The 15,570-nt window shown below is 66.1% G+C and carries 12 protein-coding genes; 3 read left to right on the top strand and 9 right to left on the bottom strand.

The window, feature by feature from the left end; translation table 11 throughout:
* The first annotated feature begins 140 nt into the window (after nucleotides 1-140).
* Nucleotides 141-1,553 carry a cysteine--tRNA ligase gene (gene cysS / locus CFB41_RS28340; RefSeq protein ID WP_089458740.1) on the top strand — a complete coding sequence of 471 codons (1,413 nt, stop codon included), beginning with the start codon at nucleotides 141-143 and terminating at the stop codon, nucleotides 1,551-1,553.
* 227 nt (nucleotides 1,554-1,780) lie between these two features.
* The gene (locus tag CFB41_RS28335; RefSeq protein ID WP_089458739.1) at nucleotides 1,781-3,031 is read left to right on the top strand and encodes an MFS transporter; all 1,251 of its coding nucleotides are present in this window, start codon (nucleotides 1,781-1,783) and stop codon (nucleotides 3,029-3,031) included.
* A gap of 51 nt (nucleotides 3,032-3,082) precedes the next feature.
* Here CFB41_RS28335 and CFB41_RS28330 read toward each other — a convergent pair whose 3' ends face one another.
* The 8 genes from CFB41_RS28330 to CFB41_RS28295 all read right to left on the bottom strand — a co-directional run bounded on the left by CFB41_RS28330 (nucleotide 3,083) and on the right by CFB41_RS28295 (nucleotide 12,325).
* Nucleotides 3,083-4,093, bottom strand: a complete 1,011-nt coding sequence (locus CFB41_RS28330) for an inorganic phosphate transporter (protein WP_069586163.1) — start codon at nucleotides 4,091-4,093, stop codon at nucleotides 3,083-3,085.
* Nucleotides 4,094-4,106: 13 nt separating this feature from the next.
* Nucleotides 4,107-4,733, bottom strand: coding sequence for a DUF47 domain-containing protein (locus tag CFB41_RS28325; RefSeq protein WP_089441806.1), 627 nt, complete (start codon nucleotides 4,731-4,733; stop codon nucleotides 4,107-4,109).
* 37 nt (nucleotides 4,734-4,770) lie between these two features.
* Nucleotides 4,771-5,586: a 2OG-Fe(II) oxygenase family protein gene (locus tag CFB41_RS28320; protein WP_179250186.1), complete on the bottom strand. Its 816-nt coding sequence runs from the start codon at nucleotides 5,584-5,586 to the stop codon at nucleotides 4,771-4,773.
* 947 nt (nucleotides 5,587-6,533) lie between these two features.
* Nucleotides 6,534-6,893: a YbjQ family protein gene (locus CFB41_RS28315; protein WP_089458737.1), complete on the bottom strand. Its 360-nt coding sequence runs from the start codon at nucleotides 6,891-6,893 to the stop codon at nucleotides 6,534-6,536.
* Nucleotides 6,894-7,158: 265 nt separating this feature from the next.
* Complete coding sequence (locus CFB41_RS28310) at nucleotides 7,159-8,409, bottom strand: M20/M25/M40 family metallo-hydrolase (protein ID WP_089459020.1); 1,251 nt, start codon at nucleotides 8,407-8,409, stop codon at nucleotides 7,159-7,161.
* 79 nt (nucleotides 8,410-8,488) lie between these two features.
* Nucleotides 8,489-10,201: a M36 family metallopeptidase gene (locus tag CFB41_RS28305; RefSeq protein ID WP_089458736.1), complete on the bottom strand. Its 1,713-nt coding sequence runs from the start codon at nucleotides 10,199-10,201 to the stop codon at nucleotides 8,489-8,491.
* 489 nt (nucleotides 10,202-10,690) lie between these two features.
* Nucleotides 10,691-11,635: a GlxA family transcriptional regulator gene (locus CFB41_RS28300; RefSeq protein WP_089441811.1), complete on the bottom strand. Its 945-nt coding sequence runs from the start codon at nucleotides 11,633-11,635 to the stop codon at nucleotides 10,691-10,693.
* 240 nt (nucleotides 11,636-11,875) lie between these two features.
* A complete protein-coding gene (locus CFB41_RS28295) occupies nucleotides 11,876-12,325 on the bottom strand; it encodes a DMT family transporter (RefSeq protein WP_089458735.1) in 450 nt (149 codons plus the stop codon).
* A gap of 121 nt (nucleotides 12,326-12,446) precedes the next feature.
* On the opposite strand from CFB41_RS28295, the gene CFB41_RS28290 reads away from it, so the two are divergent.
* Complete coding sequence (locus CFB41_RS28290; protein ID WP_089458734.1) at nucleotides 12,447-13,325, top strand: LysR family transcriptional regulator; 879 nt, start codon at nucleotides 12,447-12,449, stop codon at nucleotides 13,323-13,325.
* Between the two features lie 54 nt (nucleotides 13,326-13,379).
* Here the strand turns inward: CFB41_RS28290 and CFB41_RS28285 are convergent, their stop codons facing one another.
* On the bottom strand, nucleotides 13,380-14,963 hold the full coding sequence (locus tag CFB41_RS28285) for an isocitrate lyase (protein ID WP_089441814.1): 1,584 nt from the start codon (nucleotides 14,961-14,963) through the stop codon (nucleotides 13,380-13,382).
* Between the last annotated feature and the right edge of the window lie 607 nt (nucleotides 14,964-15,570).

The raw sequence follows: 15,570 nt of genomic DNA, 5'->3' as shown, positions 1-15,570 counted from the left end.
CATGTTGTCAGAACATGCCAGGGGGAAGTTGCGTTTAGCGCATTCGCTAAACATTCAAGCAATCGCCTTCCGGCCGCCTGTGATGCAAGACAGGCGGCCTTTTTGTTTTTGGGCCCACCCCTTCGGGACGGAGAAACTCGATGCCGCTTGCGCTGTATGACACCTGGTCGCGTACCGTGCGCCCCTTCACGCCTATCCGGGCCGGGCAGGTCGGCATGTATTGCTGCGGCCCGACGGTTTACGACGACGCCCACATCGGCAACCTGAGAACCTACGTGTTCGAGGATCTCCTGCGCCGTGTACTGGCGCGCAACGGCTACGCGGTCCGACACGTCGTCAATATCACCGACGTCGGCCACCTGACGTCGGATGCGGACGAAGGCGAAGACAAGATGGAGAAGGGCAGCCGTCGGACCGGCGAATCGGCATGGGCCATCGCGCGGCGCTACACCGAGGCGTTCGTGCGCGACTGGCGCGCGCTCAACCTGCTCGAGCCGACGGTGTGGTGCCGCGCCACCGATCACATCGCCGAACAGATCGCGTTCATCGAGACGCTCGACCGGGGCGGCTACGTCTATCGGACGGACGACGGCCTTTACTTCGACACCAGTCGGCAGGACGACTACGGGTATCTCGCGCGGCTGGACCGCGCGGGGTTGCAGGCGGGCAAGCGGGTGGCGCTGGGCGGGAAGCGGAGCATCACGGATTTCGCGTTGTGGAAGTTCAGCCCGGCCGACGTCAAGCGGCAAATGGAATGGGACAGCCCGTGGGGGCGCGGCTTTCCGGGTTGGCATATCGAATGCTCGGCGATGTCGGCGAAGTATCTCGGGACGTTGTTCGATATCCATTGCGGCGGCGAGGATCATATCGCCGTGCATCACAGCAACGAGATCGCGCAGACGCGGGCGGCCCACGGCACGCAGCTCGCGAACTACTGGATGCACGGGCACTTCCTGACGCTCGACGCCGATACGAAGATGTCGAAGTCGAGCGGCGATTTCGTTCGTCTGCAGACCTTGCAGACCCGCGGTGTCGATCCGCTCGCGTACCGCTACCTGTGCCTGACGGCCCACTATCGAAGCAAGCTCCATTTCACCTGGGCGTCGCTCGACGCGGCGCACACCGCGCTGAATCGGCTCAGGCACCTCCATGCCGGCTGGCCGGACGGCGGGCGCGTCGACGCGGATTTCGCCGCGCGATTCGATGCCGAAGTGAACGAGGACCTGAATCTGCCGAGGGCGCTCGCGGCGCTGTGGGACCTGGTCAGGAGCAACCTGCCGCCGGCCACCCTGAAAGCGACCGTCGACAGCTTCGATGCCGTGCTGGGTCTCGGGTTGCGCGAATGGCGGCCGGTTGCGTTCGACGTTCCGGAACATGTCCGCGGGTTGCTCTGTGAGCGTGAGCGCGCGAGGGCGGACAAGGACTGGGCGCAGGCCGACCGGATCCGGGCAGCGTTGAGCGCCGAGGGCTGGAGAGTCGAGGACACGCCGGAAGGGCAACGCGTGTTCGGCTTCGCGACGGATTCGAGCGATACAGGCGGCCCGCCGCAGTAAAGCGCGCGGGCCGCCTGTATCGAAAGATCCTGTAGCCAGGCATCCACCCGGCGGCCGCGCTCGACATGGCCACTGGAATCGTCGGCACTCACGCCTGCGGCCGGTTTTCCGCGGTTGGCATATCATCGCGCTTTGGCCGCGTCGGCACCGTTGTCGCGCGCACGCGTCGGCGTGCGCCGTCGTTTCTCGAACGGTACCGGCGCGCAGCGCCGCCTGCCGAGACCTCGATGACCGACTCCGTGCCCGACCCTAGTCCTTTATCCCCGTTACCCGCCAACCTGTTCCGCCATGTCCCGTTCCAGCGTTTCTGGGGCACGCGCGTCATGTCTTCCCTGGCGTTCCAGATCCTGTCGGTTGCCATCGGCTGGTACGTCTACGCGCTCACGCACAGTGCATTCGCGCTGGGCCTCGTCGGTCTCGCGCAGTTCGTGCCGATGTTCGCGCTGACGCTCGTCGTCGGGCAGGTGGCCGACCGCTACGATCGCCGGCGCATCGCGACGATCTGCCAGGGCGTCGAGGCGCTGGCCGCCGGCGTGTTTCTGCTCGGCGCCACGCAAGGGTGGCTGGCCGCACCGGCCGTCTACGCGCTCGCGGCGATCGTCGGCACGGCCCGCGCGTTCGAGTCGCCGTCGGTGTCGTCGCTGCTGCCGGCCGTCGTGCCGCGCACTGACCTGCCGCGCGCAACCGCGCTGTCGACATCGGCGAACCAGGCCGCGCAGATCCTCGGGCCCGCATTCGGCGGCCTGCTGTATGGCGTGGGCGCGCCCGCGGCGTTCGGCACGAGCGTCGTCGCCTTCGCGATCGCGGCGGTCCTGAGCGGCACGATTCCGCTGCGCAGTGCGCCGCCCGCCCGCGAGCCGGTCACGCTGCGCTCGGTGTTTTCGGGGATCGCGTTCATCCGGCGCGAGCCGGCGATTCTCGGCGCGCTGTCGCTCGACCTGTTCGCGGTGCTGTTCGGTGGCGCAACCGCGCTGCTGCCGATCTACGCGCGCGACATCCTGCAGGTCGGCCCGTGGGGGCTCGGTGCGCTGCGCGCGGCGCCCGCGGTCGGCGCGCTCGCGGGCACGCTGTGGCTCACGCGGTTCCCGCTGAAGGGGCGGCCGGGCCGCGCGATGTTCGGCGGCGTGATCGCATTCGGCATCGCGACGATCGTGTTCGGGTTGTCGCGGCACTTCGCGCTGTCGCTCGTGGCGCTGGCCGCGCTCGGCGCGTCGGACGTCGTCAGCGTCGTCGTGCGGCTGTCGCTCGTGCAACTGCGCACGCCCGACGACATGCTCGGGCGCGTGAGCGCGGTCAATTCGCTGTTCATCGGTACGTCGAACCAGCTCGGCGAATTCGAGTCGGGCGTGACGGCCGCATGGTGGGGCGCGCCCGCGGCGATCGTCGTGGGCGGCGCCGCGACGATTGCGGTCGCGCTCACGTGGATGCGGTTGTTTCCCCAGCTCACGAACATGAAGTCGCTCGAGCGCGATGCGTGACGTGGGGTGCATCACGCGTCCTGCGTCACGCATACGGTCGCGTCGAAGCAATCAGAAGATCCGGTGACCGAGCCACCATCCGCCGGCTGCGAACAACGCGGCCGCAGGCAGCGTCAGCACCCATGCCCACACGATGTTGCCGGCCACGCCCCAGCGCACGGCCGACAGCTTCTGCGTCGCGCCGACACCGACGATCGCGCCGGTGATCGTATGCGTGGTCGACACCGGAATGCCGAGGAACGACGCAAGGAACAGCGTCATCGCCCCACCCGTTTCCGCACAGAAACCGCCGACCGGCTTGAGTTTCGTGATCTTCTGGCCCATCGTGCGCACGATGCGCCAGCCGCCGAACAGCGTGCCGAGGCCCATCGACAGGTAGCACGCGCCGATTACCCACGCCGGCGGCGCATCGGCGGTCGCCGACGCATAGCCCGACGCGATCAGCAGCATCCAGATGATGCCGATGGTCTTCTGCGCGTCGTTGCCCCCGTGGCCAAGGCTGTACAGCCCGGCCGACAGCAGCTGCAACCGGCGGAAGCGCCGGTCGACCTTGCTGGGCGCGGTACGGAAATACAGCCACGACACGCCGAGCATGAACAGCGAGCCGAGGATGAAGCCGAGCAGCGGCGAGATGAAGATGAACGCGATCGTCTTCAGCAGCCCGTCGATGTTCAGCGAGCTCCAGCCCGACTTGGCGAGCGCCGCGCCGACGAGGCCACCGATCAGCGCGTGCGACGAGCTCGACGGGATCCCGTAGTACCACGTGATCACGTTCCAGCCGATCGCACCGACCAGCGCGCCGAAGATGACGTAGTGGTCGACGATCTCGGGGTCGATCGTGCCTTTACCGACGGTCTGGGCGACTTTCAGGTGGAAGATGAAGTACGCGATCACGTTGAACGCGGCCGCGAACACGACGGCCTGCTGGGGCTTCAGCACCCCGGTCGACACGACGGTGGCGATCGAATTCGCCGCGTCGTGAAAGCCGTTCATGAAGTCGAATACGAGCGCGACGAGCACGAGTGCCGCGACCATCCAGAGGGCGAGTTGTATCGAATGCATCTTGTTGATTCGCTCAGGCGTTTTCCAGCACGATGCCTTCGACGATGTTCGCGACATCCTCGAATTTGTCGGTGATCCGTTCGAGCAGGTCGTAGACGCCCTTCAGCTTGATGAGCGTCTTCACGTCGATGTCGTCGCGAAAGAGTTTCGAGATCGCCGATCGCAGCACGCGGTCGGCGCGGGTCTCGAGCGCGTCGATCTCTTCGCATGCCTTGAGGATCTGCGCCGACTCTTTCATGTCGGACAGCAGGTTGACCGCGATCTGCGTCTGCAGCGCCGACTGCACGACGATGTCCGCGAGTTCGCTGGCCTCCTCGGTGACCGACTTCAGGTCGTAGACCACGACGGTGGTCGCGACGTCCTCCATCAGGTCGAGGATGTCGTCCATCGTCGTGACGAGCTTGTGGATCTCGTCGCGATCGAGCGGTGTGATGAACGTCTTGTGCAGCAGGTCGATCGCATCGTGTGCGAGCTTGTCGCCGGTTCGTTCGGTGGTCTGGACGTTGGCCATGGCCAGCTCGGCATCGTCGAGATTGTCGAGGAGCATCTGAACCTCGCACGCGGCGAGGACGATGTGCTGCGCATGCGTGTCGAACAGGTCGAAGAAGCGGTTTTCGACGGGGAGGAAGCGTCCAAGCATGGATTCTCCGGGGAAAAGGTGAGCGGGATGACGCGGGTCAGGCCGCGCACGGGCGGTACAGCGCGCGGTTGCCGAACGCGACGTGCCGGCCTTCGGCGAGTGCGCGCAAGTCCAGCGGCCGCTGGTTGACGATCGTGCTGGCGTGCCCGGCCGACAGGTCCGGGTTGACGAAGTACATCAGCGACTTGCGCGGTGTGCGGGTGCGAGTGCGCGGGCGTTCGACGGCGTGCTGCATCGCCGGCACTTCGCCGTCGGTGAGCGCCTCGAGCAGTGAGCCGGCCAGCACGATCATTTCGTCGGGCCGCGGCAGCGCGGAAAGCGGCGACGAGTCGGGGAGCAGGATCAGGCCGGGTGCGGTCGGCCGGATGAACGACAGCAGGTGGCCGTCCTCGTGCGGATCCTGCAGGTACGCGCGGTCGTGGCTGCCGTGATGCTGCTCGTATGCGCAGAACTGCAGGTAGGAGCTGTGCCTGACCGGCGGCTGCGGCGTACCGCCGAGGTTGTCGCATACCGCATCGAGCAGGTCCTGCGCGATCGTGTGGATACAGGCTTCGTAGGCGGCCATCTCGCGGTAGAACGCGGATTTGGCCAGCGCAAAGCCGTGATGCGCGTCGCGCCGCGCAACCCAGTAGCAGAACCGGTCGCACAGATCGGGGCGCTCGGGCGTATGCGAGTATTCGAGCCCGAACGGCAGGAAGCCGTCGGTCTGGTCGGGAAACGAGAACGCGTGCTTTTGCTTGCGATCCAGCTGGTCATAGGCGGCCGCGAGGCGGTCGAAATGCATGAGCAGTGCGCACGGCATCTTGAAGTAGACGTAGCTGTCGCGGATCAGCCGGCTGGCATAGAGTTTCATACGGTTGTGCATGGTGTTCTCCCGGTACATCGGACATGGCGTGGCGCCGAACGCGGGCATTGCCGCGTGACAGGCGCATGAGAAGGCGGGGCGTGGCGGCGCGACCCGGTCGGCGTCATCGCGGCGTGCGTGACGAAGCCGCCGTGGATCGACGTAAATGACCGGTGGGGTGGCGACGCGGGAGAGCGTCCGGGCGGCCGTCGTGTGCGAACCGGTGCGGCCGGTTCGGCTGAGCGGAGAGATCGAGTCGTTTCATGCGTGCTCCAGGCGCCGGACTGCACACGGCGGGAGCGTCATGACGTCAACGACGGACGAGCGCTTCCCGCCGCGCCGCGTCGGGCGCGATCGGCTGATAAGTGGCTGGGAGTCGGGGGTTCGCCGGCAGGGCGTGCGAACGCGTGCCGGCGCAGCTTAATCGGCTAGGGTCGTCGTCCATTTCGAACTCCTGTCTATTGACGCAACGCGTGCGTGAACCTGGGCCATGCACGCGCGGGCATGCGGCCGGACACACGCACGCGACGCGGGTCACGTACGGATGCCGCTCGCGTGTCGAGCGGCGACTGAATTGTCGAGTACGGGAATTTCGGATCGACGGCAGGCCGATCCTGAAAGACGCCGCATCCTGCTATCCCGGGATGCGGCAGAAGACAAGGCTCTGCGAAGCTTCCTCAGGCGGCAGTCAGGTTGGTGCAGGACCAACTACAACTCGCATCGGTAGGCACAGAAGCCTCCATGAATGAAAACGAGTGCGATGGTAAGAGGGAACCGCGCGGCGCGTCAATCGAAAACTTCGCGTGGTTTTCGCGCGGGGTTCGCCTGCCCGTGGCTTCGGCGCGGGCGGGCAGCGTTGCTGATGCACCGGGCCGATTTCGGCATATCGGGCAAGGCCCGTCGGGCCGTGACGGTGGCGCGGTTTTCGTGCTGCGCGCCGGCGCCAGCGCCGGGCCTCACGCGGGTTCGACGATGACGGCCGTGCCGTAGCAAATCACTTCGGTCACACCCGAACCGATCTCGGTCGAGTCGTAGCGCATCGCGACGATCGCATTCGCGCCGAGCTTGCGCGCATCGGCGAGCATCTTGTCGAACGCATGCTCGCGCGCCTTCTCGCAGAGCGACGTATAGAGCGTGATGTTGCCGCCGAAGATCGTCTGCAGCGACGCACCGAACGAGCCGACGATCGAGCGCGAGCGCACGATGATGCCTTGCGCGACGCCGAGCGAGCGAACGGTCGTGTGGCCGGGCAGGTCGAACGCGGTCGTCACGCGAGCGGGCGAAAGATCGTCGAGGGAGCGGGGGGTATCGGTCATGACGGGACGTGGGTAGCGGAGTGGTCGAACGACGATTCTATCCGGACGCGGGCGCGAAGCCGGCAGCGAGACCTGAGCGATATCGCGATGCCGCAGGTTGTCCGATCACGAGGCGGCATTCTTTAACAAATGTATCGGCGAATGCCGGCAGCGGTCATTGCAGCCGCGATGAGCGTGCGTCGTTACCGGATCCTGGCCGCGCGGGTTCGAACGAAGTCGCCGGGAAGGAAGCGCGCGCATGCGCCACCGTCCCGGCCGCACGCCGTCAGGGCTTCACGGACGTCCCGCCATCGCCACCGAGATCGACCGCGTAGGCCAGCGCCAGCTTGCCGAACTTCAGCGCATGATTCGCCTGCCGATCCGAATTTTCCAGCGTGTCGTTCACGGTATGGATATACGGGCTGTCGTTCTGGTCGGCTTCGAACGGGAACGACGCCGGGTACCCTTGCGCATTCCACGACGCATGATCCGAGCATGCATACCCGCACTGCGACGTGCCGATCGCGAGTTCCGGCAGGTAGGTCTTCGCCAGGTTCGTCAGGTAGGTGTTCTGCGACGCGTTCGTGTAGTCGGTGATCAGATAGATATCTTTCGGGTCGCCCTTGTAGTTCGTCATGTCGAGCTGCAGCACGCCGACCACGTTCGCATTCTGCGCGCGGAACTGCTTCGCGATCGCTTTCGAGCCGAGCAGCCCGGCTTCCTCGGCTGCATACCCGACGAACTTGATCGTGCGCTTCGGCTTGTAGTGGTTCGCCAGCAGCACGCGCAGTGCCTCGGTGAGGCTGGCGATGCCCGATGCGTCGTCGTCCGCGCCAGGCGAGCGCGTGTTCTCCGTCGTGCGGCCGACCGTCGAATCGAGGTGGCCGCCCAGCACGACGGTACCCGCGGCCGGATCGCTGCCGCGAATCGTCAGGATTACGGATTTCTGCGGAAAGCCGGTGTGCGCGAACTGTTCGACGGTGATGTCGGCGCGCGAGCCCGCCAGCTGCTTCCACTGCAGCGCGAGCCAGTCCGATGCGGCGACGCCGTGCGACGTCGTGTAGTAGCGGTTCGTGAAGCCGGACAGCGACGTGATCGTGCCGACGATGTTGCTGGCCTGCAGCTGCTGGATCCACGTGCCGATCTGCGGCGCGTTCGATACCTTGTACACGGCGGCGGCCTGTTTCGCGAGCGTCGGCGGCAACGGCTGCAGTGCCTGGCGCGCGTCGTCGAACGAGTCGTGCACGATATAGCCGGGCCCGTGGCCGCGCGTGTGGTGGACGGCATGGGCCAGCTCGCCGAGCCGTGAATCGTCGATTTCGACGACGTGAACGACTTCGCGGCGCGCGGCGCCGTCGGCCGTCTTGCCCGCGTCGAGGGTCGTGCTGTACCGCGCGGTGGCGCCGGCGTCGATGCGTTGCAACTGGCGGAACGCCGCGTCGCCGAGTGTGATCCACACCGGCGTCGCATGCGCGGCGGCGGTCAGCAGCATGCCGCCCAGCGCGGCGCTCAGGCGGGTCAGTTTCAGAGTAGGCATGTTCGATCTCGTGAGGATGGCGATGTCGAGGAAGGGGGCGCGCCGCAGGTCGTGCGACACGCCCACGCCTGCTGCGGAATTACGACTTCTTCGGTACGGTCACGCCGTACGTGCAACTCTGGTTGTACGCATTGCCGATCGCGGTGAGCTGCGCGCTGCTGTAGCCGAGCGCGGACGCTGCCGTCAGCACGGCCTGCGCGGCAGCCTTCTGGTTGGTCGAGCTGTTGGTCATCGACAACCCTTTCAGGAACGCCTTGTCCATCGCCTGCGCACCGATCGCGTCGCGCGCAACGAGGTTGCACGACGCCCAGTACTGGCCGGCCGTATGGATCTCCGCGCCGCGTGCCTGCGCGTAGGTGCGCCCGACGTTCCAGTTGGTCACGCGGCCGCCCCAGAACTCGTTGTGGCCGTCCCAGTTGTAGACCCAGTGGTATTGCGCATCCGACGGGCTCCACTGGTTGAAGTCGCGGCTGTACGCGGCGGCGAGATAGTCGCCGGTGCCTTCCGACAGGCCTTCCTGTTGCGACAGGCCGCCGTTCGTCACCCAGTCGTGGATGCCATGGCCGAGCTCGTGGATCACGACGTCCGCGTCCTCGGCATCGTCGACGCCGCCTTGCCCGAAGGTCAGCCGGCCGCTGCTCGACGAGTACGACGAATTGTCGTCGCCCGATTCGCCGTGCGGGTCGTACTGCACGCCGCCCGTGTACTGGTACGGCAACGCCTTGATGCCGAGCGTCTGGTTCACGTAACGCAGGAACGTGTCGATGTGGTAGTACGCGTTCACGGCCTCGAAGTACAGGTTGCCGCGCGTGAACTCGAACGCGGGCGTCGTCTGCACGGGGCACGCCTTGTCGAGCGGCGCATCGAAATCCACGCATACCGCATACGGGCCCGACAGCGAATAGCGCCCGCCCGACTGCGCGAGATCCTTCAGCGCGACGCGCACGCGTGCGGCGGTGAGCTGCGACGAATCGGCGTCGTTGTTGTCCTTGAATCCCGTGCTGCCGTAGCTGCTCCTGGTCGGCGACAGCGGGTCGGGCCGGAACACGAAGCCCGTGCCGTCGGTCGCGTAGAACGCCTTGTCCTCGGCGCGCAGCACGTCGCCGCTGCCCGAGTCGATCAGCAGCTCCCAGTCGCCTTTCGGGCCGTCGTTCGGGCGGCCGCGCACTTTCCACGCGGTATGCGTGCCGGTCTTGTCGACGAACGCGACGAGCTGCGCATCGAGGTTCGAGAAGCCGCTCACGCCGAGATACGCGCGGGCGCGGTCGAGCGCCTGCTGCTGGTCGACGGCCTGCGCCTTGCGCGACGTCGCGACCACGCCGTTGATCGTGTTGCTCGCGACGTACAGGATGCGGCCGTCCTTCGCGACCGTCACCGCGATGTCGCTGCCGTACACGGGCAAACCGGCCGCCTGCTGCTGCAGGCGCACGACGGTGAAGTCGGCGTCGGTGCGCTCCGACGTGACGACGAGGCTCGCGAGCGCGGTCGCGTCGAGCCCGAGCTGCGCGGCTTGCGACGCGACGAAGTCGCGCGCGGTGGCGGCGGGCGTCGTGGCGGTTTTCTTCGCGCGATACGCGGGGTTGTACAGCGTGACCGCGACGCCGTCCGCGCGGAACTGCCCGGCGGCCGTATCGGCCTTGGCGGCCGGCGGCGCGACGCCGCGCGTCAGGCTTTCGCGCAGGCTCGTTGCTTGCGGGTTCGACACTTTCGTATCGGCCGCGGTGCCGCCGACGATGCCGAAACCGAGCGCGAGACCCAGGGCGAGCGGCAGTGCTTTGCGTGATGTCTGCATACGTGATCCTCATCTCAACGGTGGGATACGCCCGCGCGTTCGTGGCGCGCAGGCACGACACGGCCCGCGCGCCGGCGCGATGGCGCCGGAGCGGCGAAGCGGTGTTGGGAGCGTCGACTGACTAAGGAACCCTAAATGTCAGGTCGAAAAGAAACAGGCAGGCGAAGCGGGGGAGAAGCGGGAGAAGAAGCGAACGGCAGGCAGGTGCGGCGACGGCGAAGCGAGCATCGTCATGTCATACCCCTCGGATCGGATCGATATCGGTGGCAGCCCGCATGGCGCGTCGCACGTCGCGATGCGGCATGCATGTCGTTAGGCTGCCTATCTAACTTTTTTTGGTATGTTACAGAATATTTTCAACGACATTCCAATTTATTTTCGACGACCGATTCGGTTCGTCGATCAATCGCCGGCATTGTTCAGCAAGCGGCGGGAATCGCTGCTGGAACGCGCAATTCCGCGCCGGATTGTGCGTGAAACCGGCGACGATCAGCGCGTCGCGCGCCGGTCGTTGCGCGGGCTCAGCCCGAATCGCGTGCGATACGTGCGCGAGAAATGCGACGGCGATTCGAACCCGCACGCGACGCAAACCGACGTGATGCTCATGTCCGTCTGCTGCAGCAGTTCACGTGCGCGATCGAGGCGCAGGTTCAGGTAGAAATGGGTTGGCGTGTCGTTCAGCGTCGCGCTGAACAGCCGTTCGAGCTGGCGGCGCGTGATCGACACCTCCTGCGCCAGCGCATCGGAGCCGAGCGGGTTTTCCATGTGCCGCTGCATCGTGCCGATCACCTGGATCAGCTTGCGGTTGTGCACGCCGTAGCGTGCGGCGATCTCGAGCCGCTGGCTGTCGGAGCGCTGCCGGATCCGGCTGACGACGAACTGCTCGGAGATCGCCGCCGCGAGATCGGCACCGTGCCGCCGCCCGATCAGGTCGAGCATCATGTCGATCGACGCGGTGCCGCCCGCGCACGTGATGCGCCGGTCGTCGATCTCGAACAGTTCCTGCGTCGCGTTCAGGCCAGGGTAGCGTTCGCGGAACGCGGCCAGTGCTTCCCAGTGCAGCGTGAGCGGCTGCGACGCGTCGAACAGCCCGGCTTCCGCGAGCACGAAACTGCCCGTGTCGATGCCGCCGAGCGTAGCACCATGACGGTGCTGGCGGCGCAGCCAGTCGCCGATCGCGCGGGTGTAGCACACGAGCGGATCGAAACCGGCGACGACGAACACCGTCTCGACCTTGTCGACCTCCGCGCACGCGGCCTCGGCGGCGACCGGAATGCCGTTGCTCGCGGCGACGGGCGCGCCGTCGGCGCTGATCACGTGCCAGCGATAGAGCTCGGTGCGAAAACGGTTCGCGACGCGCAGCGGCTCGACCGCGGACATGAAGCCGAGTGCGGAGAAGCCGGGCAGCAGCAGGAAATGGAAATCCTCGGGCATCGTGGCAGGAGATGGAATCCGGTGGTCGTCGCGCATCGTGCGGGGCGGCGAGCGGCCGGGCAGGCTCTGCGGCCGGTTCGCGCACGCCGAACGGTCAGCGGGAGATTATCGCGGGTTTTGCGCGGGCTCAGCGCGTTTTTGCGTCGCGCGCGGCCCGGCGCGCGGTGGTCGACCAGTACACGGAAAGCAAGTCAGTGATGGTGAACTACGCGTGAGCGCCGCGGCGTGCGCGCGACGTCCTCACGCCCGAACCAGCACCACACCGAGAATGAGGCACGCCGCGCCGGCCAGGCGGATCGGGCTGGCCGCGTGCGGCTGGATGCCGAGCACGCCGAAGTGGTCGAACACGAGCGCGCCGGTCATCTGCCCGACGACGATCAGCGCGAGCGTCGTCGCGGTGCCCAGTCGCGGCACCATCAGGATCGCGATGCCGACGAACACCGCGCCGAAGAACCCGCCGGTCCAGCTGAACCACGACGCGGCGCCGGTGAGGGTGCCGGTGCCGCTCAGGCGCGGATGCGGCGTCAGCAGCGCGACCGCGAGCATCGCGGCCAGCCCGACGAGGTAGCTGACCGAACCGGCCCACCACGGCGAGCCGAGCTGCGCACGGAGATTGGCGTTGAGCACCTGTTGCAACGCCACGCTGACGCCGGCGGCAACGACCAGCAGATAGGACAGGAGAGTAGTCACGACGAGGCAGGCTCCGGCGAAGTGGCCGTGACGGCGGCTCCGGCACGGCAGGCTTCCATTCTGGAAAGCGCGGCGGTATAACGCAAATATCAAATCGGGCGCTTATCCATCTCGTTTCGGCATGCCATCCCTGAGGCAAATCCAGTATTTCCTGACCGTGGCCGATCTCGGCGGCTTCACGCCGGCCGCGAGCGCGCTCCACATCGCGCAGTCGGCGCTCAGCCGGCAGATCGGTCAACTGGAAGACGAGCTGGGGTTTCCGCTGTTCGACCGGGAGCCACGCGGTGTGCGGCTCACGCCGGCCGGCGCGCGCTATCGCGATCGTGTGGCGTCGATTCCGGCGACCCTGACCGCCGCGGCCGACGAGGGCGCGCAGTTGTCGCGCGGCGAAGCGGGCATCTTGCGGCTCCTGCATTCGAGCACCGTTCCCGTCGGCAGCCTGATGCCGGTGCTCGAGCGCTTCATGCGCGCGTGTCCGGGCGCACGGATCGATCTCGACGGCGCGTCGTCCGAGGATCAGGTGCTGGAGATCGCGAACGGCAACGCCGATATCGGGATCGTCCGTTTGCCGGTGCTGCGCCGCGATCCGCGCGTGCGCTTCGTCGAACTCGCGGCCGAGCGCTTGTGCGTGGCGGTGCCGGTCGGTCATCCGCTGGCGGGCCGCAAGCGCATGGCGATCGCGCGGCTGCGGCACGAGCCGTTCGTATCGGCCGTGTATCGGGAGCGGGGCGGGCTCGCGCGCGTCGTGATCGATCTGTGCCTGAAGCGCGGATTCGTGCCGGCGACCGCCCGGGTCGTGTCGCCGAAGACGTCGATGCTGAATCTCGTCGCGGCCGGGCAGGGCGTGGCGATCGTGCCGGAACGGATGGCGAGTCTCGGGATCGACGGGGTCGTCTTCGTGCCGATTTCCGATGAAGACGCCAGGTCGGTGTGCGCGCTGGTGTTGCCGGTCGAGCCGACGGTGCTGGCGGACACGTTCGTGCAGGTGATCGGCGAATAAAAAAACGCCAACCCGTTCATACCGGGTTGGCGTTTCGCGTGGCGATGACCGGTATCAGAACTGGTTCATCGTGTTGTCCTTGCCGGCCGCCTTCAGCGCTGCTTCGCCGCTGAAGTATTCCTTGTGATCGTCACCGATGTCCGAGCCGGACATGTTCTGGTGCTTCACGCAGGCGATACCCTGGCGGATTTCCTTGCGCTGCACGCCGGCCACGTAGCCCAGCATGCCCTGATCGCCGAAGTATTCCTTGGCCAGGTTGTCGGTCGACAGCGCGGCGGTGTGGTACGTCGGCAGCGTGATCAGGTGGTGGAAGATGCCGGCTTCACGCGATGCGTCGGCCTGGAACGTACGGATCTTCTCGTCGGCCAGCTTGGCCAGCTCCGTGTCGTCGTATTCCACGCTCATCAGCTGCGCACGATCGTAGGCCGACACGTCCTTGCCCTCGGCCTTCAGCGCGTCGTATGCCTGCTGACGGAAGTTCAGCGTCCAGTTGAACGACGGGCTGTTGTTGTACACCAGCTTCGCGTTCGGGATGACCTTGCGGATCTCGCTGACCATGCCGCCGATCTGCGCGATATGCGGTTTTTCCGTTTCGATCCACAGCAGGTCGGCGCCGTTTTGCAGCGATGTGATGCAGTCGAGCACGCAGCGCGCTTCGCCCGTGCCGGCGCGGAACTGGAACAGGTTGCTCGGCAGGCGCTTCGGACGCAGCAGCTTGCCGTCGCGCTTGATGACCACGTCACCGTTGCCCAGCTGGTCGGCCGACAGCTCTTCGCAATCGAGGAAAGAGTTGTACTGGTCGCCCAGGTCGCCCGGCGTGTTGGTCACGGCGATCTGCTTGGTCAGGCCGGCGCCGAGCGAGTCGGTACGGGCGACGATGATGCCGTCGTCCACGCCCAGTTCCAGGAACGCGTAGCGGATCGCGCGGATCTTCGCGAGGAAGTCTTCATGCGGCACCGTGACCTTGCCGTCCTGGTGGCCGCACTGCTTCTCGTCGGACACCTGGTTTTCGATCTGGATGCAGCATGCGCCTGCTTCGATGAACTGCTTGGCCAGCAGGTACGTGGCTTCCGCGTTGCCGAAGCCGGCGTCGATGTCGGCGATGATCGGCACGACGTGCGTGACGTGGTTGTCGATCTTCTCCTGGATCGCGGCCTTCGCCGTTGCGTCCTTGGCGGCGTCGAGTTCGCGGAACAGGCCGCCGAGCTCACGGGCGTCCGCCTGGCGCAGGAACGTGTACAGCTCGCGGATCAGCGCGCTGACCGAGGTCTTTTCGTGCATCGACTGGTCCGGCAGCGGGCCGAACTCGGAGCGCAGCGCAGCGACCATCCAGCCGGACAGGTACAGGTAGCGGCGTTCGGTGCTGTTGAAGTGCTTCTTGATGGAGATCATTTTCTGCTGGCCGATGAAGCCGTGCCAGCAACCCAGCGACTGCGTGTACTTGGACGGGTCGGCGTCGTAGGCGGCCATGTCGGCGCGCATGATCTTCGCGGTGTACTTGGCGATGTCCAGGCCCGTCTTGAACTTGTTCTGGGCACGCATGCGGGCGGCGTACTCGGGGCTGATCGCATTCCACGCGCTGCCGTGGTTTTCCTTCAATCCGGCAACTGCCTTGATGTCGTCTTGATACTGGGCCATGTCAATCTCCTGGGAGCAAAGCGCGTTTGAGTAACTGGTTGAGCGTGCCCGCTACGTCTGTCGAAGCGGGCTGCATGGGATAAATAGTAACGCCGCCCATCGTGCTTTTGGCGATGTCTTATATAAGACATAAGACATTATTTTCTGTTGATTTTCAATGGGTTACGTTTCAGTTTTTGCAATGCAAAACAAGTTTTCAAGCGACGAAAAGGCGTCGGCGCGGGAAGTTGGCGTGAATTCCGCAATACGAAACGCTCTTTCGGCTGCTGGAGGCCGGGCCAGCTTCACGCGCCCGTGACACCCGTTCGTCGGGGCGGCGCGAGCGGCGCTGAACCGACGCCGCGCCGGCATGCCGTTTCGTCCGGGCCGGAATCGAAAACATCGCGCCGCATGCGGACAAGCCGAATCCATCGGGAATACGCGTAAAAACCCCGCCCACCAAGCCTCTCAAGAAACCTAGTGGTTTCCACTCATAGTCGCAAATAGTCAAGAACAGGTCGCCGCCGGTCTTCTCGCGACCAATATGGCTCGTTACTTTTACTCCCACGATGCAGGCCGGGCACACCCCGCGCACCGGCTGCCGCGAGTCAAACCGGGAGGTAACGAA

The sequence above is a fragment of the Burkholderia sp. AU33803 genome, assembly GCF_002223095.1.
Lineage (GTDB): Bacteria > Pseudomonadota > Gammaproteobacteria > Burkholderiales > Burkholderiaceae > Burkholderia.
Note: the sequence above shows the minus strand (reverse complement) of the source record. Positions and strands in the feature narration are given on the sequence as shown.